The organism is Mycobacterium szulgai (genome assembly GCF_002116635.1).
Lineage (GTDB): Bacteria > Actinomycetota > Actinomycetes > Mycobacteriales > Mycobacteriaceae > Mycobacterium > Mycobacterium szulgai.
Map to the genome: position 1 here is coordinate 78,822 of NZ_LQPW01000171.1, position 24,185 is coordinate 103,006.

Consider the following 24,185-nt stretch of genomic DNA (forward strand, 5'->3'; position numbering starts at 1 on the left):
GGCAGCCGGGATCGTGCGCGCACGCTGGGGCGCAGCTATGTTGCGATACTAGCTGGCCTCCGCGGTGGGGGCCGACGGCGTGAATGGCGCGGGGCGCGGGAACTGTGGCGCACTGATCCACACAACTCCACTAGAGTGTCCGCATGGGCCTGAGATTTGAGCCTGCCGGCGTAGCCACGTTCGCGCAAAATCACGATGCTGTAGCTGGGCGGATTGCAGCCGCGGCCACGCCTGATTCCACGTCGATTTCCGCGACGTCAACGGCATTCGGTCCGGTCGGGGCCGCGCTCACCAATGCTGTGGCCGCGTTCGATGCCGCTCTGCTTGTTGCAGGAACCGACCTATCGAGGGCCTACCACGAATTTGCCGATACGACCCGATCTGCCCTCACCAGCTTTCTTCGTACCGATCAGGTTTCCGGTAATCGGGCCGCCGCAGCCGCCAGAACTCTCATCTAACAGCCGGTGTCGCCATGGCTGCAGTAGATATCGATGGGACGCTTCAGCGATTGCGCGCGTTGCTGGGTTCTGGTGTGCCTCCTGACCGCGAGCCGCGCACGTTTGGTGGTCCAGTTCCTCCCCCAGCAGAGTGGGCCGGTATGGCCAGCACCGCCGCTCGCTCGGCCAGCGACGACCTCGACGCCCGGCGGCAAGTGCTAGCCACCGCCTCAGCGTCAGTGGATCCGATCATCCGAGGCGGCAGAGATATCTCGCTCAGGGCGCGATCGCGGCTCGACGCGATCTATAGCCAATGGCTCGCCGATAAGGCTGCGCTTGCTCCCGTCGGCGCCACGCCCGCCGGCAAGACCGCCCTCCTTCGCACGGGCGCACTGCGAATCAGCGAGGCTCAAGCAGTTGTCAAAGGCGCCCAAGCCCGGTTCGCAAGTCTGGCCGGACAAGTTGACGCCATCACGGCCGGCCTTCCTACCGCCCGGGGCAGCAAATTCGGGAAGGGCGACATTCATGCGGTCGACTACACTCAATTACCCGAGTCCCCGCGTGTCCCCCCTCCGGAGTCACCGTGGGAATACAACCTCGATTTTACTAGTGACGTCGAAGCGGGGAGTTTCAAATACCCTGGCATAACAAGTGCTGGCAAGGTCACCTCCATTGATGACGTGTGGAACGAACTCAACCGATGCTTCAACTGCAATTTTCCCATGGGCGGCGCGCCCAAGAATCTTCCGAAGGTTGGCGACGAACTTCCCCTGGAAATCAGAATGGCTGGTCAAAAACTTCCCGTAAATTTCCCTGTCAGAGTGACTCAAATACAACGAAGCGCGAACGATATCAACATTGAATTCGTCACACTTCCCGGCCACGTAGACGGTCCCGACAGCACAATCCATTTCAGGTTTTACCAAAGCGGTGGACAACTCCATCTGGGCATACGGGGATACATCACGCAAGGTCCCGGGTCAGAAGATTGGCCGATATTCAGTCCGGGCCTACGTGCCGGTTATACATGCGTAGCAATGGGTGTGTGGCAACCTTACATCGACAGGATCACGCGACACGTCGCCGAGGCCAAAGGTCTTATGACCTATGGTGGACGATAAGTCCGCATCTGCCATGGTTAAGGCTGGAACCTTGTACCTTATTTCAGCGGCACTGGGGTGTATTGCAGCGATTGTCGTTTGGGTCCTGTCGGGCTTCGTATTGTTCGTAGCGGGATTAGCGTTTTACGCACCGTCGACCGGGCTCTTCTTGGGTCTAGGGATCGCAATAGCGGGAACGCCGCTAGTGTATCTTCGAACGCGACGATTCCGGCCTAAGGCCACCAAACTCGTCGTGGCCTTCCTGGCTGGAATTCTAGGTTTTCTTCTCTATGGGTGCATCGGCATAGCGATTCGATCCCCCCATACTGTGATCTTCTTGCAGTGACGCGAGGGAATTTCATTGTTCCTCCGCTTGGCCGGGGCTGATGGAAATCGCGGCGATCGCTCAACAGGCAGCGTCGGCTTTGCCAAGATCCGAATCCCCGTCCAGTGGCAGCCGCAAGGCGATGGTGCCCCGGGGTCAGGGTGATCTCGACGCCCAACTGGCCGACCCACACCTGTGCGTGCCGAAGTGCGGCGCCGAGGTTGCCGCGGTTGTTGTAGGCGCCGGCAGTGACCTCCACGGTTTGCTCACCGGCGGCCATCCGGCCCAGCCAGGCGTCGCACATGGTTGGGTCGCCCTCGGTCGCGTGCGCGAAGGCTGCCCGGGCCTGCTGCGTCTCGCGGTTACGCAGGTGCCGCAGCCCGATCGTGAAGACGTCGAGCGGAGGGCGACACCTGTGGACATACCTCACCAATCCTCTGTCCGATCCTTTGCTGGCAGCCGGGATCGTGCGCGCACGCTGGGGCGCAGCTATGTTGCGATACGAGCTGGCCTGCGCGGTGGGGGCCGACGGCGTGAATGGCGGCCGGCTTGGGGTCGGTTCTAAGCTCGTGGTCACAGCAGTTAGCAGGGGGTTGCTCATGACGAAGCCGCTCAGGGTCGATCTGGCGGATCTAACCGCTTCGGCGGGGCTTGTTCGAGATCAGGCGGCCGCCTTTGGCGCCGCACACACGTCCGCTTTAGCCCGAATGGAAGCGTCGCAATCGGGATGGATTGGCACTTCGGCCGCCGCGCTCGTTGCGCTGATCCAGGGATGGGATGCCGAAGCCGCAATGCTCAGCGCTCGGCTTGCCTCGGATGGGACGGGACTGGATGCCACCGGCCGGGCGTATGCGAGCACCGACGCCAAGAATGCCGTTCCGCTGACGACCATCACGGTGTAGCCATGGCGGTGAGCTCGATCGCGGAGATCGACCGGTGGTCGTCCGGAGCTGTGCGCCAAGTCGCGGCCGCAGCACGCGACCGCGCTTCGGCCGCTCAAACCAGCGCCGACACCCTGGGTGCGCTGCCCGCATTTTTCAGCTGGCACGGCGTCGTGCGCGACGCCGCCCACACATCGATCAGCCAGACCCAAGCCGCCTTGCTGCAGCACTACCAGCAAGCACTTAACGTCGCCGCAGCCACTGAAACGGCGGCCGGTCAAATTGACCGGATCAAACAGCGCGTCGCCGATTTGCGCAGCGCCGCAGCCCAGTTAGGGCTGATGATCAATCCAGTCTTCAACCACGTCACATTGCCGCCCGGGGGTACGAGGTCCCCGTTGCTAATGGCGGCCGCCCTGCGCCTGCAGACCCAGCTGATCGCCGCCATTGCCGACGCCAACCGTGTTGACGGCGCACTCACCGAGGCGCTGACCACAAACACCCCGGCGAAGCGCAGCGGCATCCAGTTGGTCGACCATCACTGGAAGCAAGACCCGACGACCACGACGACAACCACAACCACGCCGCCGCCCGAATGCAAATCTGAAGACGTAGCAAAGTTGATGAACAAGATAGAGGAGTGGAATCGCCGGGACGAGGACCTCACCCGCCGGATAATCGAACACAACCGCAAGAAACGTGATTTCGACCTTAACGATCCTGTGCAGGTTCGTCAGGCAGCCGAGTATCAAGCGGAAGAAGACCGCCTTCAGGTGGAAAGCGACAAATTGAAAGATGACCGAAGGAAACTCATTAATGACGCGGTGCAGTGCGGAGCGAAACTATCGGGAAGCAAACTTGATTTTCCGGACGGTACGACTACCCCGACGCCAACCCCTAGCCCGAGCCCAACCCCGTCCCGCTGAGCGCGCGCTGGCGGCAGTAGCTGCTGTCGCCGTCATTGGCCTCGCCGCTCTCGGCGCCGCAGGCTGCGGATCCAAAGCCTCAGAAAGGGCTACCGGAACAGCAACTTCGCACAGCTCGGCAGTCCTCACTTTCGCTCCGCTGCCACCCACGATCGCTGGACCCACCTATGTGTCAGGCCCGGTGAGCAAACTACAGCCCGGATCTCCAATCATGGTTGGCGACGGGCCCGCCACGACGGTTTGCAAAGCTGGCTTTTACATCGATTACCCAGACCCCAACCTTGCCGGCCAGCGATTACCTGGCTTTGTGACCGCGGCGCAATGCGCTCAAGGCGGAATGCACGCACCAGTCGCCGTGATGAAAGGCGAAGGCGGCCAACAGAACCCGACGCGAATAAAGATCGGCGAAATAACTTACCTCGCTCCTGGCGACACTCGTCCCGCAATTGCCGGTGAACCATGGACCGCACCGAACTCATCTCTCGCGGTGTTCAGTTCAGGGCGAGTTGACTGGGCGATGCCGGTCGGCTTCATGGTCAACGACCAGCAACCGACGAACGAGATCACACAGTCGGCACGGCCAGTAGAGCAACTCAAAGCTGCCGCCCAATGGAGCAACGCGTTCGGGGTCGTCACGACTGGGCGCGTGCTCGACCCGGCATCCACCCCGGAGCTGAAGGACATACCGTCGTCGGTGAGCCGGGCCGTCGTGGCTGCCGACGATAAGACTCAACCCATTGAAGAGTGGGTTCGTGGCTCTCCCGTGACAGTGGAGATCAACGGGGCTACCTACAACCTCGGCATCATTACGTCCATCGATGAGTCCAGGCACTGGATCGTGGTCGACCTACTTGCACCCATGCTTGCTGATCAAGGCGCGCGTCTTATCACGACGAGCTGATCCGAATGTTCGCCGGTCCTCGCAGTTGTCAAAACGGCGGCCAAGCAGCCTAGGCTTTGGCGGTACCGAAAGGTGGTTCCTCAGCTTCGATTTCGGGGTTAGCTCCGAAATTCTGCTCGGTGCCTTTCGGCGGATCGTAGATCTTGCTCTCCGGAAAGATCTTTGGATCGCGCTTGACCGATGCGCCGCCCTCACCGGATCCGCGGTGCGCCATCGGCATCATTGGCATCATCGGCATACCTGCGCGGCTTGCCCCGGCCGTGGACGTCGACGCCCCCGCCGCCGCAGCCGGAATTGCACTGGGCGCCAACGCACTTGAGGTTGTCATCGGAGTGACCGGCTCGTCCAGACCCGCTGGCACGGTCACACCCAGGCCGCCACCACCAGCACCCACAGCGCCAGCGGCATCTAGCCCCGCCGCAGCGGCCCCTGCCATGGGCTCGATGCCGCTGGCGCCTGCCTTGCCGGCCTGTGAGAATAGCTGACTCACCTGCTGTGTGGCCTGACCGAACAACTGGCTGAACTGCTGACTGAGCTGACCAAATTGCTGACCGAACTGTCCGCCCATTTGAGCAGCCATCTGCAGCATCTGCTGCAACATCTGCTGCATCATTTGCTCGGGCTTTTCGGCGCCCTGCTTGGCCTTGTCCTGGGCCTGTTGCTCAAGCGACTCCGGGTCACCTGGATTCTTGGCGAGGCGAGCTCGCCCGGCGTTGGTCAGATCCTGACCCTCGATGTTCGACAAACCCGTTTGGACGTCTTGGTCGGTCTGAGTGGCTCCTCCGGTGAGCTGTGGGGGCGTGAGCGCGAGCCCACCGTGCAGACCCGTCAGTAGCGATCCAAGCGCACCTCCGAACGGACTATCGCCCGGCACTGGCGCAAATCCGAAGGTGACTTCCTCGGCTAAGTTGCCCGCCCCAAACCCGTTCTCAGCCAACTGGCCGGATAAATCTCGAAACATCGGGATATCAAAATGCATTGGCTGGTTCACGCGGGTACCGCCTCCCTTCGGTATCGATAAGTTCCAGCAGCATCGACCACGAATACAAGGCGTCAAGTAACGCCTGCCGCGGTGATGCGTTACGCAAAGCCAACACCGTCTCGGTTGCATACGACTGGACCAAGAACGGCCGACTTGCTCCTCCCCCGGTATCTAACCGGCCGATATCGACATTGCGCACATCGATTCTCGCAGCAAAGTCCCTTTCCCACAAAACTTCGTTCTCGTTCGTCAACGCAACCCAGCCAAGACGATCGATCTTTTTAGGTTCCAACAGGTTTGGGTCCGCATTCAGGGCCGCCAGGATCGACCGTCGGACCGAGCTCGCGTCGTCGGCTTTCTCCACCGCATCGTGTGCAATCCACAACGCCTGCCGCCGCTGGTCGTGGGGATCTGTGATTGCGTCGGCCGCTACCAGCCGGGCGGCCGACACTGCAAACGTCTCCCGCCCGGCCGTCGGGACGCCCAACAAATCCGGTCTCGGCCGCTGCACCGCGTCCGCGAACGCGAACGGCACGCCCGCCGCCACACCGGGCGCGCTACTGTGCGTCGATGCCAGCGCCGTGAGCGTCCCCGACGCGGCGGCAGCCGCGTACTCGACTATCACTCGAGCCGGATCCAACAAACCTTCCCAGCGCGCGGAATCCTCGTGTTTCCAAGGTAATACGGCATTCTCTGGCAACAACACGTTCGGCGGAAACCAGCTACGGCCGCGATCGGTGGTCACGACTACCTGGCGCCGCCCCCCCGTCACAACCATTCCCGCGGCCCACCTCACGGTGGATCCTCCGCCGGCGGTCTCCAGCACTGTGCGCACCATCGCCAGATCCATGTCGACCACCTGCCGTTGCGGATCCTCTGCGCCCCGAAATATCAGCGGTACTGGGACAATTGCGGCGTCGTCAACGGGCGCCAAGTGCGGCACGGGGCCCGCTGCCCCTTCCTCGTCAGCGGCCCCATGGGTCTCGTGCGACCCCGGCGAAACACTCGACGATGTCGACGAATGCTGCCCTGAGGGCGAATGCGGCCCGGGCGTGGCGGGTACGGCAGCCGGCGCACCCGATGACGCGGACGCAGGCATATGCATCACGGACTGAGCCGGTGCAGCAGCCGCCATCGGCGGCGGCGCAACGGCCGGCGCGGTCGGCGCCACCGGTGTAAGCGGGGGAACCGCGGCAATAGGCGAACTTGTCGGAGCGACCGCAGCAGCGGCCGTCGTACCTGCCAGCGGCGCTGCGCTCATCGGTGCACCCGCAAGCGGAGTGGCAGCAGCCGCCGCGGCAGGACCTAATCCGGCGGCCGGCGCTGCCAAACCAGTAACCGTCCCGGTCGGCGCTACTATGCCCGCTTGCGTTTCGATCCCTGCGAGCCCACCGGACGGCGAAACCGACGGCAAGGGAGACCCAGCAGTGGCCGGCGCCCCGGCGACCGCCGGCGCTCCGGTCACCGGCGACCCAAGCGCAGGTGCGCCCGGAGCTCCCACAGGCGTAGCGCCGGCGCCAGGGACACTCGATACCGGCGCACCCGATGCGGGGGAAAGTCCCGCCGCCGGGAGTCCAGCCGACGAACCGGTCGCAGGAGCCATTCCGGTGCCCAGAACCCCTGAGGGCGCCCCTGGCATCGCGGCAGCATTCGTGGGCACGCCGCCTGGCGACATTGCGGTCGGATTCGGCAACAGAGGCGCACCCTCAGGCAGTCCCGGCCCGCCAAGTGCGGGTGCACCGCCAACGGACATTCCTGCCGGATTACTAGTCGCCGGTGCACCTTGCGGTATGGCCGCGGCGCCTGGCGGCACTCCACCTGAAGACATCCCGGCCGGATTGCCTCCCGCAAGACCCCCCTGGGGCACCGCGGGAGCACCGGGCGGTGCGCCACCTGAAGACATTCCGGTTGGATTGCCCGGTGCCGTGGCGCCGTGCGGCAGCCCGGTCGGCGGGCCGCCAATGGCCGTAACCCAGCCGGGCAATGCCGCAAGCCCAGCAATGGCAGCTCCCGAGATTCCCGTGACCTGCGTATGAGCCTCGGTGATCACCGTCTGGATCAACTCATCAACGTTCTGGCCTACTAGTTCCAACTCGACTCTTGCCGCCTCAAAAGCCGCGATGGCGGCTTCCGCCCAGTCCACGACACCAGCCATTGCGCCGAGCATCGCGCCGAGTGACTCGGCCCAGGCCGCAACACAAGCGGAGGCCTCGCCGAATTGCGCGGCGCACTTGCCCACATAAACGAAGTATTTGGCCCAGGCTGACGAAATCGCTTCAGCTAATGCCCCTTGGCCATAGCCGAGCAACTGCACCGCCTGCACCTGGCCATCTCCGGCGATGAACCCTAACTCGGCGCCAGCTTTGCCAAGCTGCAAAGACCAGTTGCTCAGACTTTCAGGGGTTATCGACGATTCCCAGTAAGGACCGAGAATCTGGTCAGCATGCGGCGTGCTCGGTTTCGGAGTCATCCTGTGCCGCAAGTGCGATTAAGCGCTAAGCCTGCCCCTTCTACGGCGGCTACGTCACCGTCGTCAATCGGCTGGCGAGCTGTGAGCTTACGAACTTCCACTCGCTGCTTTGCAATGAACAAATGCGCTGCGGCGGCGACGTCGGCCGGTTCTGGGGCGATCTGTGTCTCGAATACATTCAGGATCTTGTTGATCTGCGCCGCCCGAGTATCAGCCAGCTGGTCTATCGCCGGATTGCCATAAACCCATCCGGGCGGCATTCGGGTAACCTGACCCATGTCAATCTGTGCTGTCATCCATGCCGCGCACGTACTCCCGCCGGACGATTTGGTTGGCTTCGTTGTCGTCGTGGCAGCCATGGATGGCTTCGAGAGGTCCGAGCTTTGACCGGCGTCTCTAAAGAAGATCGCTGCAGCTATGAGCGCACCTGCAATCAAGATTGCGGCGATGACCGCCCATGGGAACCACGGAAACCGTGGCCGATTCAGCGGCGCAGGCCCGCCGGGATAAGCGACCTGGCCGTGGCCGGCGTCATTGTGGCCTGTCTGGCCCTGCACAGGATGCTGTGCTCCCCCGGGCGCGAACGCGTCCATAGATGGCATGGTACCTGCAGGAATGGCCTCGCGCGGGTCCCCCGATAAGGTCATCGGAGTATGAGCAGCGTCCACCCGGAAGTCCAAAAGGCCATGGACTTCGCCGACCAGGTCAGCGAGCGGCTGATGGCGTCGCTCGACGAGATGCGCACCTACACCGCTGAACGGTTGTCCGAAGACCGCGAGATCGCCGTCAAGGTCGACATGAACGGCGAGTTGGTCGACCTGTGGCTCAAGCCCGGCGTGCTGGATCGCAAAAGCGCCGCGGCCATCGCCAAGGAGATCTCACGACTGGTGGCCGCAGCCAACGAGGACGCCGCCGCCGCGGTGGCGCGGTTGTACCAAGAGACGACCGCCGACGAGCCGGCGGCTGACGTAGACGAGGCGTCATGACCAATCCGAGCAACGCAGAGACGCCCTTCGAGGAACGCGCCTACGAAGTGTTCAACCAACGCCGAACGGTTGGCGTGCTGGCGGCCCACGGCGGCGCCGTGCGGGGCATATTCCTTCACGAAGACGTCCGAAAAATGACGGAACGCACCCTGACACAAGAGATTTTGAAGGTGGCATCGGTAGCGTCGGCGCGCGGCAGACTGAGCCTGCGCGAGCAGCTGATGGCCGCAGCCGGAGAACAACCTCTACAGCCGTCGGTCTTCGAACTCCTGCCTGAGGCGCCCACCGAAGAGGAGTACGAAGCGTTCAAACGTCAAACTCTGAAGTACTGATGCGACGCCGTCCGCGGACCTACGCTGGGCGGAAGTTTGCGCTGCAGTGGAGTCATGGGACGTTGATCGGTGGTGTGTTGTGACAAGAGAGCCACCTTCGCGCACCCGCTTGTACCTTGTGATCGGCGGACTCGCCGCAGTGGCTGCGGTTGTGGTGGCTGCCGCGCTCGTCCTCACAGGCAGCTCTGGACATGGCGGCGCAAAGTCTGCCGACGAAGCGGTCAGGATCTATCTCGAAGCCCTCGCCCGCGGCGATGCCCGGGGTGCGCTGGCAATCGCAAAAACCCGGCCGGCCGACCGGACGTTCCTTACCGACGAGATACTCAAGATGCAGATCACCAAGGCGCCGATCAGCAACATTCGGATCCTGCAATCGTCCAACCGGGTGTCAGCGCACGTGATCGCCACTTTCGGCGATCAGACATCTGACGAGACGATCGTGGTTGTCCCGCCGAAGGCGGGCGATGGTTGGAAGCTCGACCACGGCGCCATCGCACTCACCTCCGGTAAGGGCAGCCGTTCCGTTGCCGCCCCGGCTCTACTGGACAGCATCACGATTTTCGGCCAACCAATCTCGGGAACCGGTGTCGCCTATGTCTTTCCGGGCTGGGTCGATGTCGGCTCGAGGAACCAGTACGTCGACGTCACGCCGTCGATCGAGCAGCAGACCCTACTGAACGGCATCAACCGGGCGGGCCAAATCAACCTGATGCCGCATTTCGTAGCTAGCACGACGGGCAAGGAAGAGGCCCGGCGCGCAATCGAGGCGGCTCTGGCGAAATGCGCCCAGTCACGGCAATTTTCGCCGCCCAACTGTCCGCAGCATGTTCCACCCCAGGGATTCATCGATGGCACCGCGTCATGGAGCGGGCCCGTCAATTCCGACGCAATCCACGTCGACCGGTTCAATGAGCGCCAGGGGACGATTAACTTCTTTGGCATGGCGGATTTCGGGACCCTCACCGTGCAGCGATCCGATGGCCGGACATTTACGATGCCGCACTTGCCAATTGCGGTAACCGGCGCGGCCGACCTCACGCAGTCACCGCCGAAGATCACGATGGGTCTGTGAGATGTGACCGGCGGCCCCCAGTCCCATAACACCGTGTTGCCCGATGTGTCGGCAGTCCGTGCGATCTCGAATCAAGTGCTGTCGGTTGCGGATTCGCTTGCGACGATCGGCAGGCCGCTGCGTCTGCCGGTGGCGTCGCCGGCGCCGGATCCTTTCTCCATGCGGATCGCCGCGCACCTGACGCACGCGCGATCGACCCTCGGACAAGCGGCGTGCGACGCGGCCGACGAACTGACGCGGATGGCCGAGATTTTCATCGGCACCGCACAGACCATGACGGCGGTCGCCCGCTGGACCTCGGTAGGCATGCTCGGCCTGGTTGCCCCGTCAGCCCATCACCCGGTCGATTTCAGCGGCCGTGTGGTTCGTCGCGCCTCACCGAACTGGGCGCGGCAAGACACCTGGATGCCCGGGAACGCCGACGAGGTGTTGAGTTGCGCGGTGCTGCTCACGATCGGCGATAACGAGGTAGCTGCGCCCGAGCTGGCGCTTTCAGAGCTCGAAGAGCTCGGGACGCGCCTACGTACGCTGGGCGGACAATTGCGCGTGGCGTGGCCAGGCGGAGGCCAACCCGCTGACACGCTGAACAAGTTCGGCGAATGGATCTCCAACGACTACGTCAACGCCCTGCAGCGCATCAATGATTCTGTCCGGCAATGGAATTCAGCTTACCAGTTAGCCCGGACCCGGGTAGCCGGCGCGGCGGCCGCCTATGTTGCAGCACGCCAATCGGCTCTGGACGGCGAAGAACGAAGGGTCGCAAGCGAAGACGCTCAGGCAGCGCTGAACCAGTATGCGACGTGGTCGCTCGGCGATGCGACGCTGGCCGACTTCCCGCGGTTAAGCGACGGGCCCTGAGCCGATCCGTCGCCCGTCCACACCGAAGAAATGCACGTGGCCGGTTTGCGGCTGTAGCAGCACCCGGCTACCCTTCCCGGGCGGGTCATACCCACTCGTGCGCGCGACGATGGGTTTGCTGATCACCTTGTCGGATCCCGTGATTCGGCCATACAAGTACGCGTCGGCACCGAGTTCTTCGACGACGTCGACCTCCATCTCGACGCCGCGACTGCCCACCTCGAAATGTTCGGGGCGCACACCCACCACAACTTCGGATGCCAGGCCCGCGATCTCGTGCGGCACCTGGATGAGCCAATCCCCCAGCGACACCGCGGAATCGGCAATCGGTACGGTGAACAGGTTCATCGCCGGCGACCCGATGAACCCGGCGACAAACACATTGCACGGGTTGCGGTAAAGCTCCCGGGGGGCCGCGCATTGCTGCAGCACCCCGTCGCACAAAACCGCGACACGGTCGCCCATGGTCATCGCCTCCACCTGGTCATGGGTGACGTACACCGTGGTGGTAGCGAGTTGGCGTTGCAATGCCGCGATTTGGTTGCGGGTTTGCACGCGCAGCTTGGCGTCGAGATTGGACAACGGCTCGTCCATCAAAAACACTTGCGGGCGACGTACGATCGCGCGGCCCATCGCGACCCGCTGCCGCTGTCCGCCGGAGAGGTCCTTGGGTTTGCGGTCCAGATAAGGTTGCAAGTCAAGCATTTTCGCTGCGGCCATTACCCGGTCTCGGATCTCGGACTTCGGGGTCTTTGCGACCTTCAATGCGAAGCCCATGTTCTGCGCAACGGTCATGTGCGGGTAGAGGGCATAGTTCTGAAACACCATCGCGACGTCGCGGTCCTTGGGCTCGACATTGGTGACATCGCGGTCACCGATTCGCACCCGGCCGCTGTCAAGCGTTTCCAGTCCGGCCAGCATCCGCAGCGAGGTCGTCTTACCGCATCCCGACGGCCCGACCAGCACGACGAACTCGCCATCACCGACCACGAGGTCCAGCCGATCCAGAGCGGGTCGATCCGCACCCGGATACTGACGGGTGGCCTGCTCGAAACTCACCGATGCCACGGAATCACCCTCCCAGCCCCGTCACGGCAATACCACGGACGAAGGAGCGCTGCGCAACGGCATAGAGGATTATCAGCGGCACCAGGATCAACATAGACGTCGCCATCAGCACCGGCCACCGGGCAACGTATTCGCCCCGCAGCCGGACCAGCCCGATCGTGAGCGTCGACAGGCTATTGCGCTGAATCATCAGCAGCGGCCACAAAAAGTCGTTCCACACATTGACCCAGGTGAGCACAGCCAGCACCATGACCGCGGGCCGCGCATGGGGCAGCAGAATCCGCCAGTAGATCTGCCACGGTGAACAGCCGTCGAGGATTGCCGCCTCCTCGAGATCGCCGGGCAGAGTGCGGAAGAACTGCCGCATCAGATAGGTGCCGAACGCACTGCCGAACAAACCCGGCACGATCATCGCCCACGGTGTGTCCACCCAGCCCAGTGTCCGCATCAGGATGAATTGCGGAATAACGGTCACCGTCAACGGCACCATCAGCGTGCCCAGGTACAACAGGAACAAGGTGTCGCGGCCGCGAAACTCCAAGCGCGCGAACGCGTATCCGGCCAGCGAGCAGAAGAAGACCTGGCCCGCCGTCACGCATCCGGCGTACAGCATGGTGTTGAAGAACATGCGCCAGAACGGCATGAGGTCGAATACCGCAGCGTAGTTGGACCACTGCGGATGCATCGGCAACAGCCGCGACTGACTTACCTCGCCGTCTCTTTTCAACGAGCCGGACAGCGCCCACAGGATGGGGAACAGCGCGCACCACGCGACCGCAGTCAGCGCGGCATAGAGTGCTATGCCGCGAAAGACATGCCGCTGGACCGTCGGCTTAGCTGAGTCCACGAGAAGCCTCCCACGACCGCCGCCGGGTGATCCGGAACTGCAGCACGGTCAACGCGAGCAGGATGGCGAACATCACCCAGGCCAGCGCGGACGCATAACCGAACTCCAAGAAGGAGAATGCGTGCTGGAAAAGCATGATGCCCAAGACGTACGTCGCGGTCTCCGGCCCACCGTTGGACCCGGTGAGCACGTACACGAGATCGAACGACTGGAACGCATGGATGATCGAGATGACGACGACGAAGGACATCGCTCCCCGGATCAACGGCACGGTGATGGAGAAGAACTGCCGGATCTCGCCGGCACCGTCGATTCTGGCTGCCTCGTAGACGGTTTCCGGAATTCCCTGCATCGCGGCCAGCAACACCACCGTCGCGAACGGCACGCTGCGCCACACGCTGACCAGGCACAGTGAGACCATGGCCCACCGCGGTTCGACCAGCCACGGAACGGGGCCGATGCCGATCCAGCCGAGCATGATGTTGAGCAGTCCGTCATCGGTGTTGAAGACGAACTGCCAGACGACCGCCATCACCACCGAGGAAACGGCCAACGGCAGGAAGACGATTGTCCGAAAGATGCTGATGCCTTTGACGTTTCGGTTGAGCAGGCCGGCAACGACAAGGCTGACCAGCAGGGTCGGCACGACGCTTCCGATGGTGAAGACCACGGTGTTGCGCATGGCGATGAGAAACAGCGGGTCAGAGGTGAAGAGGTTCTGGAAGTTCTGCAGACCGACGAACTTCGGCGGCGTGAAGACGTCCCACTTCGTGAAACTCATGTACAGCGAAAAGCCCAGCGGGAAGAGCATGAACACCGCGATCGCGGCCAGGTTGGGTGCGACGAACATGCGTCCGGCCCGGGCGCGCCGGCGCCAGGGACGGGTTCCTGTCATGACCTGCCCCGACGTCATGGACTGCGCAGCACCTCGTCGACGGCCTTGGACAACCGGCTCAGCGATGTCGCCGGTTTCGCCCCGCGCAGCACGGGTCCAAAGTTGCGCTCCATCAGCGCGGTGATCTTCTCCCAAGCCGGGGTGATCGGCAGGCCCTCGGAGACAGCCGGTCCTTCCGTCAGCACGGCGAGGTTATCGAGCCTGCGGTGTGCCGCGGCGAAGCCGTCCGAAGTGATCGCGGACTTGAGCACCGGCACGAAAAGCCGGGATTCGCCGATCAATTCCTGCCCGACGGGTCCCGTCGCGAACTTCACGAATTCCCAGGCCTGTTCCTGGCGCCGACTCGTCGATGCGATGGCCAGTCCGGTGACTCCGATGGCGGAGCGAGCGGCCTTGCCCCGCGGGCCGACCGGCAGTGGGGCCACGTCGAAGTCGAGGCCGGCGGCTCGATCGAAGGTCGAATAACGCCAGTGTCCACTGAGCGCCATTGCCGCCTTGTTCACCGCGAAGGAGTCCACCGTCGACATCGATTGTTGGTCAGCGGTGCTGGGTGCGACCTTGTGCTTGTTGATCAGATCGGCGTAAAACTGCACCGCTTCGATGAACGCCTCTTGATCGAAGTTGAGGTGGGTGGGGTTCATCCGCGGTGTGGACCACGGCACGCCGTTGTTCATGGCGAACAGCCCGGCCGAGTAGAACGAGACCCACGCGTTGACGAAACCCCACTGTTGTACTCTCCCCGACGCATCCCGCTTGGTGAGCGCCTTCGCTGCGTCCAGGAATTCGTCGAAAGACCAGGGCTGTTTCGAGGACTGTTCCCAGCTGCCAGGTGGTGGGGGCACTCCCGCGTCGGCGAACAACTGCTTGTTGAAATACAGGTAGCAGCCCGACCATTGCTCGGGCAGCGCGTATTGACCTCCGTCGTAGGTAAAGGTCTCGTACAGGCTGCCCATGCTTTGCGATTTCAGTTGCGCCGCAAAAGCCTTGTCGCGCGCCAGCAAGCTGTTGAGGTCGAGCAGTACCCCGCGGTCCGCCAGTTCGGCGTAGGTCAATTCCCATGTCATCAACACATCCGGGCATTTACCGCCGGCACAGAACGTCGACAGCTGCTGCATGACACCGGGTCCCGATAGCAGCGCCCGCACCTTGATCTCGGGGTGCCGGCGCTGAAATTCCTCGACGATGTACAGGCGGGGCCGAACTTCGTCCGGATTGGCCGCGAAAAAGAACGTTAAAGCGTCGTCGTCGGACGCACAGCCGGCAGCCCACGGTGCTGCCGAGGCCGCGGTGAGTGCGCCGGCGCCGCGCAACAGGCTGCGGCGCCCGAACGGCTTATCGAACATGGCGCTTGACGATCTCGACCCCTCCCGTCGCCCACTTATGACGTCCTTCTTAGCCGATGGCGCTGAGTCCGTCCTGAGATGACCAAAACGGCAGGGTGAACACCGCGTTAGCGAGGCGTTCCGGATCGCTCAGGATGTCGATTTCGTGTATGCGGTCATCGTCGCCGATCCTGATCTGCAGCAGTGCCTGCACCCGCCCTGCCGGCGCCAACACAATGCCCGGGATGCCGTCGATGAGCAGCACGACGCCCGACGCCGCTCGCTGGGTGAAGCGGCGGGTCTCATCAGCGACCTCCCTGGCGCCGCGCACCTCGGTGGGCACATCGTCGGGAACCAGCGACCGGTCAACCCGGCGCACCACATCGGGCGCCAGCAGCTGCAATAGGACGCCGATGTCGCCGCCGCGTGAGGCGGCCAGAAACGCTTCCACGATCTTGACGTGCTCGGCCGTGCGTTTGGTTCGCACGGCGGGGTCGGGCGTCAGGCGCCCACGCGCCCGGCTGGCGAGTTTCTTGGCGGCCACCGGCGAGCGGTCCAACAGCCCGCCGACGGTCTCGAACGGGACGGCGAATACGTCGTGCAGGACGAATGCCACCCGCTGGGCGGGTGAAAGCCGGTCGAGGACAACCTGCAGCGCCCGGCTGACCGAATCGGCCAGCAGAGCTTCTTCGTCAGCCGCGGCCGCGACGCGCTGATCAAGATCCGCCGGTTCGAGCAGCGGCCGTTCGGGTCGCCGCTGGCGCGCTCGCAGCTGATCGACGGCTTCATGCGCGGTGATGGTGGTGAACCATCCGGTCAAGTTCTCCACTACTGCGAAATCCGAGCCGCTGGCCTTGAGCCAGGCCGATTGCACCGCATCGTCGGCGTCGGCGGCCGAGCCGAGTAGCTGAAACGCCACGGATCTGAGGTGCTGTCGGTCTGCGTCAAAGCGTTGCGCCAGCACGGCGAGATCTTCAGTTGCGTCCATGGGGTCACCTTTCCCGGGCAGAAATCGTCAAGAAGATGACCGCTTCCATCGAACGATTCTGCTGTAAGGAGACCAGCACCATGACCTTATCGAATGCTGCCTACCTCGCGGTCGTGGTGACGACGGCGATCGTCACCGCAGGAATCGCGTTGCCCGATCTCATTCCCGCCGAGTTCGTGCTGGCCAATTCGGCCCGGGTGAACGTGCCGCGCTCGTGGCTGCCGACGCTGGCGGTGTTGAAGCTTGCCGGAGCCGGGGGGCTGGTGGTGGGGCTGCTGGGCTTGTCCGGGATAGGAATCGCCGCGGCGACGGGGCTGGTGCTGTACTTCATCGGCGCCGTAATCGCGCACGTGCGGGCCGGCGTCTTTTCCAACATCGCGTTTCCAGGCTGCTACCTGTTGCTGTCGATCGCATCCCTGGCGCTGATGGTGATGCACTGACTGGCGATCAGGCAGGGAAGTACCGGACCCGGGTGATTGCGTTGCCGCGCCATGCAACGTCGGCGAACAGGATGCCACGTCCATGGTCGGAAAGCAGTGACACCGTGACGGTTGAGCCGGCGCCGATCGTTTTTTGCCAGCGGGCGCCACTGAGCTGCTCGACGAGTTCGGCCATGTCCAGCGGGTCGTCGTCACCCAAAGTTATTGCGGCAGTGGCGGAAAGCGTTCCCATGGCGGCAGCCTTGTCGCCCCGAACCACCGCGCGCAGGAAGGTTTCCACCAGCTTCTTGTGACGGGCGCCGGCCCGACGAAAACCTGTCACGAATCCCGCGGTACCACCCACGCCCTGATTACCCAACAAGCCCCGGGACAGTTGCAGGGCCGGCGCTGCTGCGCGTGTTCCGGTGCGCAGGAATTGCAGCATCATCGCCGGCAACTCCCAGTACGCCCGCAGCTGGTCAATCTGCCAGTCGCCGTTGACTTCTCGAAGGTCATAGCGCAGAAATGCCGGAATGTACATCGTCACCGCGGAACCCATGGCCACCTCGAGTTCGAGGTCGCGCAGCACGACGCGGCCGAAGACGATGTCCAGGTCGCGATGGAAGGTGATGTCGCGCGGAGCGATGAACGTGTCGAAGAACCGGCCGATCGCTTCGTGGCCCACGTGCGGACGTGACCCCACCGGATCTTCGACGCGGCCGTCGCGAGTGAACAATCCGACCCAGCCGGCGCGGTCGTGCGCGCCGGCCGCCTGCGGGGACCGTTCCACCGCCGCCAATAGGTCCTCCCGGTTGGCTGCGACCATCAACGCCCTCCTATCAACTCGATACTGGCCGAACGCATCTCGCCGAGCGCCTGCGCGGTCGAATCCGGCGACACCCCCGCCGTCAGGTCCAGCAGGACCCTGGTGGTCAGGCCGGCCCGGGCCGCGTCCTGGGCTGTATGACGTACGCAATGTTCGGTGGCTACGCCGACGACGTCGACCTCGTCGACGTCATGCTGGCGCAACCAGTCCAGCAGCGCAGTGCCGTTCTCGTCGATGCCCTCGAAGCCGCTGTAGGCCGCGGCGTAGGCGCCCTTGCAGAAGACCGCCTGGATGGTGCTGGTGTCGAGATCGGCGATGAATTCAGCGCCGGCGCTGCCAGCCCGGCAGTGCGGGGGCCAGGATGACGAATAGTCGGGACGATCGGAGAAATGCTCACCGGGATCGATGTGGAAGTCCTTGGTGGCCACGACGTGGTGGTAGCCCGGATCCTGGGCAAGGTAGTCGTTGATGACCGGGCCCAGGGCGTCGGCGCCGGGCACCGGGATCGCGCCGCCCGCGCAGAAATCGTTCTGCACGTCGACGATGATCAACGCTCGCACGCAGTACACCATACGCAGCGACCATCGACCGGGACCGAATCTGGCGGGTTTGTGCCCCGGTTCGCCGGGGAACCCCACCGACCATGTTGATCCGCAGAATCGCGCGGCCCATGTTGTCGGCCGTATTCATCGCCCAGGGTGTGGAGGCGCTGCTCAACCCCAAACCTGCGGCCGAAGCCGCGCAACCCACCGCGGCCGGCTTGCAGTCTTTGCCGGATTCGGTCCGCAAGAGCATTCCGCAGGATGCCGAGACGCTGGCCCAAGTCAACGCCGCGGTGCAGATCGGCGGTGGTTTGCTGTTGGCCACCGGCAGATTGCCGCGCATCGCCTCAGCCGCATTGGCTCTGACGGTAATACCGGGAAACCTTGGCGCCCATATGTTTTGGAGCGAAAGCGATCCGGAGCGCAAGGCCGAGAAGCGGCGTGACTTCATCACCGACGTCAGCCTGCTGGGTGGGCTGATCATCGCGTCGGCCGATACCGCAGGCAAGCCGTCGCTGGGCTGGCGCGGCCGCCGGGCAGCCGAACGGCTCTCCGAGCGGGTCTCGTCGGCGCTGCCCGGGTCCTCCGACGCACTGCTCGATTCCGATCTGGGCGAGCGGATCGCGCACGGCTTGCACGTCGGCGCCGAACGCAGCCGAGAACTAGCCGCTACCGCCGCTGAAAAGGGCCAGCCCTACGCCGAGGCCGCACTCGAACGCGGACGCGAACTGGCCGCTACGGCCGCTGAAAAGGGCCAGCCCTACGCCGAGGCCGCGCTCGAACGCGGACGCGAACTGGCCAGCGCGGCGGCCGAGAAAAGTGCGCCGTACGCCGAGGCGGCGCGCAAGCGCGGGGAACGCTTAGCGGGCACGGCTCGGGTGCGTGGCGTCGAGCTGGCCGAAACCGCACGTCACCGCGGCAGTCAGCTCGCCGAAACGGCCGCCGCCCGCAGTAGCAAGCTCGCCGACGAGGCGGCGGCTCGCGGCAGCCGATTGGCGGACACCGCACGCGACCGGATCGACGAGCAAGTCAATGGTCGCAATCGCTGGTGGCGCTAGCCAGAAACTTCTCAGCGACGGCCTCGGCATCGTCGGCGCCGTCATCCCCGATGGTTAAGACGGTGCCGCGCTCGTCGGCGTTCAGTGGTTCAAGGATGTCGAACTGCGAACGCAACAGAGCGGCCGGCATGAAGTGATCTGATCTGGCGGTCAACCTACGGCCGATCAGTTCCGGCGAGCCGTCGAGGTGCAGGAACCGCGCATGCGGGCAGTGCGCGCGCAGTTGGTCGCGGTATTTGCGTTTGAGCGCCGAGCAACTCACCACCCCGCCCTCGCCGTGGTCGGCCAACCACACTCCAACCCGATCCAGCCATGGGTGGCGATCGTCGTCGTCGAGCGGCGTACCGCCGCTCATCTTGGCAATATTGGCCGGCGGATGCATGGTGTCGGCGTCGATGAAGGGCACCCCCAGCCGCCGCGCCAGCACCTCGCCCACCGTGGTTTTGCCCGAACCGGACACGCCCATCACGACGATGGGCGTGCGCGCCGCAGCCGCTAGAGGTTTCGGTTCCATTCCATCCAGCCCACCCCGCTGCGCCCATCGGCGGTGCTGAGGCTGACCCATGCACGGGCGAACTGGCTTACTCGTCCGTCGGTAGCGGTCAGCCGCACCGGCGCATGACCGCGCGCGTCGATGCTGGCGACAAGCCCGCCCGGGTTGAGCGTCAACGATGAACTCAACGGTAATCCGTTGTCGTCGAAGGCTTCTCGGATGTCGACCTGCTGCAGTTCGGTGACCCCACCGGCCGCGTCCTGGAGGTAGCCAAGACCCATCGCCGGGGTATTCGGAATGCGCAGATTCAGGGCGTGGATGTGGGTGCCGTCGTCCAGATGCAGTGCGCTCCACATCCAGTCCATGGACCACCAGTCGCGCACGCCCCAGGAGTGGTCACGCTGTCCGGGAACCGAATCGAATTGGTAGCGGGCGTCATTCACGGTGACGTTGCCCGAAACGGTGCATGGGATCTCGTAGCGCGTGGTCAGCCGATATTTGTAGGGCGTACCCGCGGTGGCCCACACCAATTGCATGGTGATCTCGACGGGTTCTCCCGGCTCCCCGCGCAACAATGCCGACGGGTCCGCGTACGCCTGGCCTGTCGCACGAATGTCGACGCCATAGGTGCGCAGCGGCGCGCTGGCCGAGTGGTTTGCCTGGATGGCATCGGTGCGCAGTTCCCACGGGTCTGCCGGCAACGGGACCGCAAAGTCGACGACGGCTACGGTCGGCAGCCCCGGACCGCACAGCAGCGCCTGAAACCACGCCGTGTCCTGATTGGGAATCCGGCCGATGCGAAACCAACCGCCCAATCCCTGTGCCGCATCAGCGAAGTCGGCATACCAGCTCTCACTCCACAGCGGTTCCCCGGTCGCGGTATGTGCGAGTTCGTCCGGCTCCAAAGGCCGTAACGGTTCCGGCGAAGACGGGGCCGGCAGCGTCGCCAACGCATCGACGTCCAGAACGTGATCACAGTGCCGCTGCAGCAGCGTCATGAACATCCGGTCGCCCCGCTCGGTGCGCTGCACCAGCATTGACGAGACGATCGCCATCATCACACCGAAAAAGCTTTGTCGGCGTACGCCTTCGGCCGCATCATCCAGACTGATCGGTGCTGCTGGACCCAGCGCCTCATGGTATGCCCGCAGCAGCGCGTCGTAGTGGACGCGCCGATCCCGCGTCGCGAGGGCGCAGCCCAGAAAGTAGGCCAGGTCGGTCAATGCCGGTCCCCAGGACACCGTCTGCCAGTCGACCACGGTCAGCGCCCGGTCGGCCTCCGCCGTGCCGAAAAGCAGGTTGTCCAGCCGGTAGTCGCCGTGCACCAGGCCCTGGATTCCGGTCTGTGCGCCGAGATATCCGTCGAATGCGGCGATCAGACGGTCACATACCATCCGCGACTGCGGCGCGATCTGATCGCCGTAGCGGTCGACGAAATCCGCGTAGAGTCCGCTGATCATCGCCTGGCTCAGCGGCGCGTCGCGGTTGAGCCACGGCGCTTCGGCCAGTGCCGCATCACCGAGTAGCGGGCCGTGCAGCCGGCCCAGCTCGGTCACCGCCAACATGGCCTGTTCGATCGTCGCGCCAGTGATTTCGTCACCGACGACAGCCGGTCCGGCGTCGCCGAGCAGCAGATCGAAGATGCCCGTCGCGGCGTCGACCGCAGCGTGGTAGCAGGGCGCGACGGGACCGCCGAGGCGTGGCGCGATATCGCGGTAGAAGCGGACTTCGCGCTCGTAGAGACCCAGCGCCGCGCCGGTCTGCCGGCTCATCGGATCGGTGGCCGCTACCTTGAGCACCACGGAGCCGGGACCACCGGGCTCTGCGTAGGTCAGCGCGACGCGATAGCACTCGCTCATCTGGCCGGTGCCGATGCGCTCGACGGTGAAATCGGTGACCACCCCGCTGCCGATCGCCGCGGTGAGCCACGGCGCGGTCAGGTCGCCTGGGCCTTCGATCGGTTGCTCGATGTTGCAGTCCATGGCCGTCAGCGTGCCAGGGTGAAGCCGTCCCAGGCCATCCGGCGGTGCTGGTGCGGATCGAACTCGACCCGGCACTGGCGGTCGATCACCAACACGGCGCGGTCGGCCTGGGTGTAGGCCGGCCACCCGTCTCCGGGTACACCGGCTTTACTGAATGACCGCCACCGTCGTTGCACCTCGTTGCTGACCCGCAGCGCAGTGCCGCGGTCGGCTCCGGCGGTTAGCAGTGCGCCGAACTTGGTGCGATACACATCGAAGACGGCCAACAATTCGGTGGCATGGGTGGCTCCGAAACCCGCCCAGCGCAGCGCCCGCGGCGCGTAGTCGTACCGGTACATATAGGTCGGGGCATGGACGCCGTGCGCCTCGGCGATCTGCCACGCGGCCGCGCCGAAGGCGAAATCGCCTCCGATCTGGATGCATGCCTCCGGTTTCGGATAGTTCGGGTAAGCGGCGGTAATGCGTTCGCGCGCACCAGGTTCGGCGTCGGCGAACAGCTCCTCGACCATCGCTTCATTCGTCGGCAGCATCCCGAGGAAGCGGGTGAACAACCGTCCCTCTTCAGCGTTGGTGCCGACGATCAGGGGCACTCGGTGCGCCTTGCCGCATCGCATCGCCTCAACCGGGTCCATGGGCAGTACATCGTCACCGAAGACGGGACCAATTGGGAAGGCGCCCAATCGTTTCTGCATGCCCTGGTCAATCAGGCGGTGTTGGATCTCGACCAGTTGGGCAGCCGGGGCACGCATCAGCGCGTCAGCAGCATCATGGGGGCGCGCGCCGAGCAACCCGGCGAAACGGCTCGCAAACTCTGCGGCGACGTCTCTCGAGCGCACCATGCCGGCCGCCGGGCTTTCCGAAATCGCGCGGGCGAACAGGCCTTCGGTCGCGGGCACAGCCAGCAGCGTCGCGGTGATGTGCGCGCCCGCACTCTCGCCGAAGATGGTGACATTGTCCGGGTCACCGCCGAATTCGGCGATGTTGTCCCGAATCCAGCGCAGCGCCAGCACCAGATCGCGTAGGTACACGTTGCTGTCGAAGGCGATGTCGGCAGTGGACAGCGACGAAAGATCCAGACATCCCAGCGCGCCGAACCGGTAGTTGACCGACACGTATACACATCCGCGGCGAGCCAGCGCCGCGCCGTCGTAAAGGGGCGTTGCCGAGCTGCCCAGGATGTACCCGCCGCCGTGAATGAAGACCATGACCGGCAGCGGCTCGGCCGGCGGCACTTCTGGTGCGACGACATTGAGGGTGAGGCAATCCTCGCTCATGGGCTGGTACTTGCCGAGTCCGAGCATGGTGTAGCGGCGCTGTTGGGGTGCACAGCTGGCGAACCCGTGACAGTGCCGCACCCCTGACCAGGGTTGCGGGGGCTGCGGCGCCCGGAATCGCAGCGGGCCAACTGGTGGCCGGGCGTAAGGGATGGATCGCCAGCGGTTCACTCCGTCGCGGGTGAAGCCTTCGACAATGCCGCTAACGGTGCGGGCGCGGACAGTGCGCTCATGCATAACCCGACGGTAGCCGACACTATGTACGTAGTGCCCCAGCAGAGCCAGAATTCGCCGTGTGGCGGCTAGCCTGACGGAATGCGGATCGCCGTACTCGTGGCCGTGTCGTTGCTGATCGCCGGATGCTCGCACGGTACCGGCGAGCACGCGGGGCACTCGTCGACCGGTGCCGCGCCGTCTGCGACGTCCAGCGCGAATCCCCCGCCGAGCAGCCCACAGCCGGCTGCCGGGCCGGCTGCCGGGGCGCCCATTTCGGCCGTCATCGCCTGGATCGAGGCAGGTCACCCCGCTGACCCCGCGCGCTACCACAGCGCGGCGCGCGACGGCGCCACGACCGAACTCGGCAGCGACGTCGCCTTCAGCGTCCCCGGCGGAGCCGTGAGCTGCACGACGGACGTCAAACACACCGGCGGGCCGCTGGCGTGTCTGGTCAAGTTGACCAATCCGCCGCCTGCGCCCGCGACGGCCTATGGCGAATGGAAGGCCGGCTGGGTCGATTTCGACGGCACCAATCTGCAAGTCGGCTCAACACACGCCGATCCGGGGCCGTTCATTTTCGGCGATGGATTGGAGCTGGCCAACGGCGACTCGTTGTCGTTCGGCGACTATCGGTGCCGCTCCGGTCAAAGCACTGTGGTGTGCGTGAATTACGCCCATCAGTCGGCGGCCCGGCTGAGTCCCGCCGGCGTCGAACCGTTCGGCTGCCTGCGGTCGGTACCGCCACCCGACGGCGTCGGTACAGCGTTGCGCTGCTGAGCTTTTCGTCGTCAGCCAGGCAAGCCTGGGTCGCCGCTGGTGCCCAGAAGGATGCCGCCGGCACCGCCCGCACCGCCGGGCCCCCCGGCGCCGACGGGTGTGCCCGCACCGCCGGCCGCACCGTTGCCTCCGTTGCCACCGACACCGATGAGCTTCGCGTCGCCACCGTGCCCGCCGGCACCGCCCGCCGCGGGGCCGGCGGGCAGAC

General features: G+C 64.5%; 27 protein-coding genes. 12 read left to right on the forward strand and 15 right to left on the reverse strand.

Features of this window, described 5'->3' with window-relative positions; translation table 11 throughout:
- Window positions 1-143 precede the first annotated feature (143 nt).
- Window positions 144-458 carry a type VII secretion target gene (locus tag AWC27_RS33395; RefSeq protein ID WP_085673695.1) on the forward strand — a complete coding sequence of 105 codons (315 nt, stop codon included), beginning with the start codon at window positions 144-146 and terminating at the stop codon, window positions 456-458.
- 140 nt (window positions 459-598) lie between these two features.
- Window positions 599-1,558, forward strand: a complete 960-nt coding sequence (locus tag AWC27_RS27295; protein ID WP_085673697.1) for a hypothetical protein — start codon at window positions 599-601, stop codon at window positions 1,556-1,558.
- A gap of 212 nt (window positions 1,559-1,770) precedes the next feature.
- Here the strand turns inward: AWC27_RS27295 and AWC27_RS33070 are convergent, their stop codons facing one another.
- Window positions 1,771-2,463 carry a hypothetical protein gene (locus AWC27_RS33070; protein ID WP_342744589.1) on the reverse strand — a complete coding sequence of 231 codons (693 nt, stop codon included), beginning with the start codon at window positions 2,461-2,463 and terminating at the stop codon, window positions 1,771-1,773.
- Here AWC27_RS33070 and AWC27_RS31390 point away from each other — a divergent pair.
- From AWC27_RS31390 to AWC27_RS32490, 3 genes are all read left to right on the forward strand, one after another.
- Window positions 2,462-2,764: a WXG100 family type VII secretion target gene (locus tag AWC27_RS31390; protein WP_169726875.1), complete on the forward strand. Its 303-nt coding sequence runs from the start codon at window positions 2,462-2,464 to the stop codon at window positions 2,762-2,764. The two genes, AWC27_RS33070 and AWC27_RS31390, sit on opposite strands and share 2 nt — an antisense overlap.
- Window positions 2,765-2,766: 2 nt before the next feature.
- A complete protein-coding gene (locus AWC27_RS27305; RefSeq protein ID WP_085673701.1) occupies window positions 2,767-3,669 on the forward strand; it encodes a hypothetical protein in 903 nt (300 codons plus the stop codon).
- Window positions 3,670-3,880: 211 nt separating this feature from the next.
- Window positions 3,881-4,570 carry a hypothetical protein gene (locus tag AWC27_RS32490; protein WP_245847546.1) on the forward strand — a complete coding sequence of 230 codons (690 nt, stop codon included), beginning with the start codon at window positions 3,881-3,883 and terminating at the stop codon, window positions 4,568-4,570.
- Between the two features lie 49 nt (window positions 4,571-4,619).
- Here AWC27_RS32490 and AWC27_RS27315 read toward each other — a convergent pair whose 3' ends face one another.
- From AWC27_RS27315 to AWC27_RS30625, 3 genes are all read right to left on the reverse strand, one after another.
- Window positions 4,620-5,531: a hypothetical protein gene (locus AWC27_RS27315; RefSeq protein ID WP_085673703.1), complete on the reverse strand. Its 912-nt coding sequence runs from the start codon at window positions 5,529-5,531 to the stop codon at window positions 4,620-4,622.
- A 7-nt stretch (window positions 5,532-5,538) separates the two neighbouring features.
- A complete protein-coding gene (locus tag AWC27_RS27320) occupies window positions 5,539-6,402 on the reverse strand; it encodes a hypothetical protein (RefSeq protein ID WP_139837249.1) in 864 nt (287 codons plus the stop codon).
- 1,616 nt (window positions 6,403-8,018) lie between these two features.
- A complete protein-coding gene (locus tag AWC27_RS30625; RefSeq protein ID WP_139837250.1) occupies window positions 8,019-8,615 on the reverse strand; it encodes a hypothetical protein in 597 nt (198 codons plus the stop codon).
- Between the two features lie 60 nt (window positions 8,616-8,675).
- Here AWC27_RS30625 and AWC27_RS27330 point away from each other — a divergent pair, with 60 nt between their 5' ends.
- The 4 genes from AWC27_RS27330 (at window position 8,676) to AWC27_RS27345 (ending at window position 11,270) form a co-directional block, all read left to right on the forward strand.
- Entirely contained in the window at window positions 8,676-9,008 is a 333-nt protein-coding gene (locus tag AWC27_RS27330; protein ID WP_085673709.1) for a YbaB/EbfC family nucleoid-associated protein, read from the forward strand.
- On the forward strand, window positions 9,005-9,340 hold the full coding sequence (locus tag AWC27_RS27335; protein ID WP_085673711.1) for a hypothetical protein: 336 nt from the start codon (window positions 9,005-9,007) through the stop codon (window positions 9,338-9,340). The genes AWC27_RS27330 and AWC27_RS27335 overlap by 4 nt, the downstream gene beginning before the upstream one ends.
- 154 nt (window positions 9,341-9,494) lie before the next feature.
- Complete coding sequence (locus tag AWC27_RS27340) at window positions 9,495-10,412, forward strand: hypothetical protein (RefSeq protein ID WP_139837251.1); 918 nt, start codon at window positions 9,495-9,497, stop codon at window positions 10,410-10,412.
- A gap of 3 nt (window positions 10,413-10,415) precedes the next feature.
- Complete coding sequence (locus tag AWC27_RS27345) at window positions 10,416-11,270, forward strand: hypothetical protein (protein WP_085673715.1); 855 nt, start codon at window positions 10,416-10,418, stop codon at window positions 11,268-11,270.
- On the opposite strand, the gene AWC27_RS27350 is transcribed toward AWC27_RS27345, so the two are convergent.
- From AWC27_RS27350 to AWC27_RS27370, 5 genes are read right to left on the reverse strand one after another with little or no spacing between them, the layout of a single operon-like run.
- Complete coding sequence (locus AWC27_RS27350; protein WP_085673717.1) at window positions 11,253-12,338, reverse strand: ABC transporter ATP-binding protein; 1,086 nt, start codon at window positions 12,336-12,338, stop codon at window positions 11,253-11,255. The genes AWC27_RS27345 and AWC27_RS27350 overlap by 18 nt on opposite strands.
- A 4-nt stretch (window positions 12,339-12,342) precedes the next feature.
- Window positions 12,343-13,185: a carbohydrate ABC transporter permease gene (locus AWC27_RS27355; RefSeq protein ID WP_085673719.1), complete on the reverse strand. Its 843-nt coding sequence runs from the start codon at window positions 13,183-13,185 to the stop codon at window positions 12,343-12,345.
- Window positions 13,172-14,080 (reverse strand): carbohydrate ABC transporter permease, encoded by a 909-nt coding sequence (locus AWC27_RS27360; RefSeq protein WP_085673762.1) that lies wholly within the window; start codon window positions 14,078-14,080, stop codon window positions 13,172-13,174. Before AWC27_RS27360 ends, AWC27_RS27355 begins: the two co-directional genes overlap by 14 nt.
- A gap of 14 nt (window positions 14,081-14,094) precedes the next feature.
- Complete coding sequence (locus AWC27_RS27365; protein WP_085673721.1) at window positions 14,095-15,423, reverse strand: ABC transporter substrate-binding protein; 1,329 nt, start codon at window positions 15,421-15,423, stop codon at window positions 14,095-14,097.
- Between the two features lie 49 nt (window positions 15,424-15,472).
- The gene (locus AWC27_RS27370; protein ID WP_085673723.1) at window positions 15,473-16,390 is read right to left on the reverse strand and encodes a sigma-70 family RNA polymerase sigma factor; all 918 of its coding nucleotides are present in this window, start codon (window positions 16,388-16,390) and stop codon (window positions 15,473-15,475) included.
- Between the two features lie 80 nt (window positions 16,391-16,470).
- On the opposite strand from AWC27_RS27370, the gene AWC27_RS27375 reads away from it, so the two are divergent.
- The gene (locus AWC27_RS27375; RefSeq protein WP_085673764.1) at window positions 16,471-16,830 is read left to right on the forward strand and encodes a DoxX family protein; all 360 of its coding nucleotides are present in this window, start codon (window positions 16,471-16,473) and stop codon (window positions 16,828-16,830) included.
- Window positions 16,831-16,837: 7 nt separating this feature from the next.
- Here the strand turns inward: AWC27_RS27375 and AWC27_RS27380 are convergent, their stop codons facing one another.
- Together AWC27_RS27380 and pncA are read right to left on the reverse strand one after the other, a co-directional pair.
- Window positions 16,838-17,635, reverse strand: coding sequence for a nuclear transport factor 2 family protein (locus AWC27_RS27380; RefSeq protein ID WP_085673725.1), 798 nt, complete (start codon window positions 17,633-17,635; stop codon window positions 16,838-16,840).
- Complete coding sequence (pncA, locus tag AWC27_RS27385; RefSeq protein ID WP_085673727.1) at window positions 17,635-18,207, reverse strand: pyrazinamidase PncA; 573 nt, start codon at window positions 18,205-18,207, stop codon at window positions 17,635-17,637. The genes AWC27_RS27380 and pncA overlap by 1 nt, the downstream gene beginning before the upstream one ends.
- A gap of 71 nt (window positions 18,208-18,278) precedes the next feature.
- Between pncA and AWC27_RS27390 the strand changes: the two genes are divergently transcribed.
- Complete coding sequence (locus AWC27_RS27390; RefSeq protein WP_085673728.1) at window positions 18,279-19,235, forward strand: DoxX family membrane protein; 957 nt, start codon at window positions 18,279-18,281, stop codon at window positions 19,233-19,235.
- Here AWC27_RS27390 and AWC27_RS27395 read toward each other — a convergent pair.
- The 3 genes from AWC27_RS27395 to AWC27_RS27405 are packed head-to-tail and all read right to left on the reverse strand — an operon-like array spanning window position 19,207 to window position 23,221.
- Entirely contained in the window at window positions 19,207-19,749 is a 543-nt protein-coding gene (locus AWC27_RS27395) for a gluconokinase (protein ID WP_245847547.1), read from the reverse strand. The genes AWC27_RS27390 and AWC27_RS27395 overlap by 29 nt on opposite strands.
- Window positions 19,731-21,710, reverse strand: coding sequence for a DUF7064 domain-containing protein (locus AWC27_RS27400; RefSeq protein ID WP_085673732.1), 1,980 nt, complete (start codon window positions 21,708-21,710; stop codon window positions 19,731-19,733). Before AWC27_RS27400 ends, AWC27_RS27395 begins: the two co-directional genes overlap by 19 nt.
- 5 nt (window positions 21,711-21,715) lie before the next feature.
- Entirely contained in the window at window positions 21,716-23,221 is a 1,506-nt protein-coding gene (locus AWC27_RS27405) for a carboxylesterase/lipase family protein (protein WP_085673735.1), read from the reverse strand.
- A 78-nt stretch (window positions 23,222-23,299) separates the two neighbouring features.
- Between AWC27_RS27405 and AWC27_RS27410 the strand changes: the two genes are divergently transcribed.
- Window positions 23,300-23,977, forward strand: coding sequence for a hypothetical protein (locus AWC27_RS27410; RefSeq protein WP_085673737.1), 678 nt, complete (start codon window positions 23,300-23,302; stop codon window positions 23,975-23,977).
- A gap of 11 nt (window positions 23,978-23,988) precedes the next feature.
- Here AWC27_RS27410 and AWC27_RS31395 read toward each other — a convergent pair whose 3' ends face one another.
- Window positions 23,989-24,183: a hypothetical protein gene (locus tag AWC27_RS31395; protein ID WP_281255929.1), complete on the reverse strand. Its 195-nt coding sequence runs from the start codon at window positions 24,181-24,183 to the stop codon at window positions 23,989-23,991.
- Between the last annotated feature and the right edge of the window lie 2 nt (window positions 24,184-24,185).

Bases quoted from the DNA above. Each gene is read 5' to 3' on its own strand.
- AWC27_RS27365 (WP_085673721.1), bottom strand. From the start codon at position 15,423: ATGTTCGATAAGCCGTTCGGGCGCCGCAGCCTGTTGCGCGGCGCCGGC.
- AWC27_RS27395 (WP_245847547.1), bottom strand. From the start codon at position 19,749: ATGGAACCGAAACCTCTAGCGGCTGCGGCGCGCACGCCCATCGTCGTG.
- pncA (WP_085673727.1), bottom strand. From the start codon at position 18,207: ATGGTGTACTGCGTGCGAGCGTTGATCATCGTCGACGTGCAGAACGAT.
- AWC27_RS27295 (WP_085673697.1), top strand. From the start codon at position 599: ATGGCCAGCACCGCCGCTCGCTCGGCCAGCGACGACCTCGACGCCCGG.
- AWC27_RS33395 (WP_085673695.1), top strand. From the start codon at position 144: ATGGGCCTGAGATTTGAGCCTGCCGGCGTAGCCACGTTCGCGCAAAAT.
- AWC27_RS27380 (WP_085673725.1), bottom strand. From the start codon at position 17,635: ATGGTCGCAGCCAACCGGGAGGACCTATTGGCGGCGGTGGAACGGTCC.
- AWC27_RS27315 (WP_085673703.1), bottom strand. From the start codon at position 5,531: ATGTTTCGAGATTTATCCGGCCAGTTGGCTGAGAACGGGTTTGGGGCG.
- AWC27_RS27400 (WP_085673732.1), bottom strand. From the start codon at position 21,710: ATGGACTGCAACATCGAGCAACCGATCGAAGGCCCAGGCGACCTGACC.
- AWC27_RS27335 (WP_085673711.1), top strand. From the start codon at position 9,005: ATGACCAATCCGAGCAACGCAGAGACGCCCTTCGAGGAACGCGCCTAC.
- AWC27_RS27320 (WP_139837249.1), bottom strand. From the start codon at position 6,402: ATGGATCTGGCGATGGTGCGCACAGTGCTGGAGACCGCCGGCGGAGGA.
- AWC27_RS27370 (WP_085673723.1), bottom strand. From the start codon at position 16,390: ATGGACGCAACTGAAGATCTCGCCGTGCTGGCGCAACGCTTTGACGCA.
- AWC27_RS27360 (WP_085673762.1), bottom strand. From the start codon at position 14,080: ATGACAGGAACCCGTCCCTGGCGCCGGCGCGCCCGGGCCGGACGCATG.
- AWC27_RS33070 (WP_342744589.1), bottom strand. From the start codon at position 2,463: ATGAGCAACCCCCTGCTAACTGCTGTGACCACGAGCTTAGAACCGACC.
- AWC27_RS27390 (WP_085673728.1), top strand. From the start codon at position 18,279: ATGTTGATCCGCAGAATCGCGCGGCCCATGTTGTCGGCCGTATTCATC.
- AWC27_RS27305 (WP_085673701.1), top strand. From the start codon at position 2,767: ATGGCGGTGAGCTCGATCGCGGAGATCGACCGGTGGTCGTCCGGAGCT.
- AWC27_RS27405 (WP_085673735.1), bottom strand. From the start codon at position 23,221: ATGCATGAGCGCACTGTCCGCGCCCGCACCGTTAGCGGCATTGTCGAA.
- AWC27_RS27330 (WP_085673709.1), top strand. From the start codon at position 8,676: ATGAGCAGCGTCCACCCGGAAGTCCAAAAGGCCATGGACTTCGCCGAC.
- AWC27_RS30625 (WP_139837250.1), bottom strand. From the start codon at position 8,615: ATGGACGCGTTCGCGCCCGGGGGAGCACAGCATCCTGTGCAGGGCCAG.
- AWC27_RS27375 (WP_085673764.1), top strand. From the start codon at position 16,471: ATGACCTTATCGAATGCTGCCTACCTCGCGGTCGTGGTGACGACGGCG.
- AWC27_RS31390 (WP_169726875.1), top strand. From the start codon at position 2,462: ATGACGAAGCCGCTCAGGGTCGATCTGGCGGATCTAACCGCTTCGGCG.
- AWC27_RS32490 (WP_245847546.1), top strand. From the start codon at position 3,881: ATGGTTGGCGACGGGCCCGCCACGACGGTTTGCAAAGCTGGCTTTTAC.
- AWC27_RS27410 (WP_085673737.1), top strand. From the start codon at position 23,300: ATGCGGATCGCCGTACTCGTGGCCGTGTCGTTGCTGATCGCCGGATGC.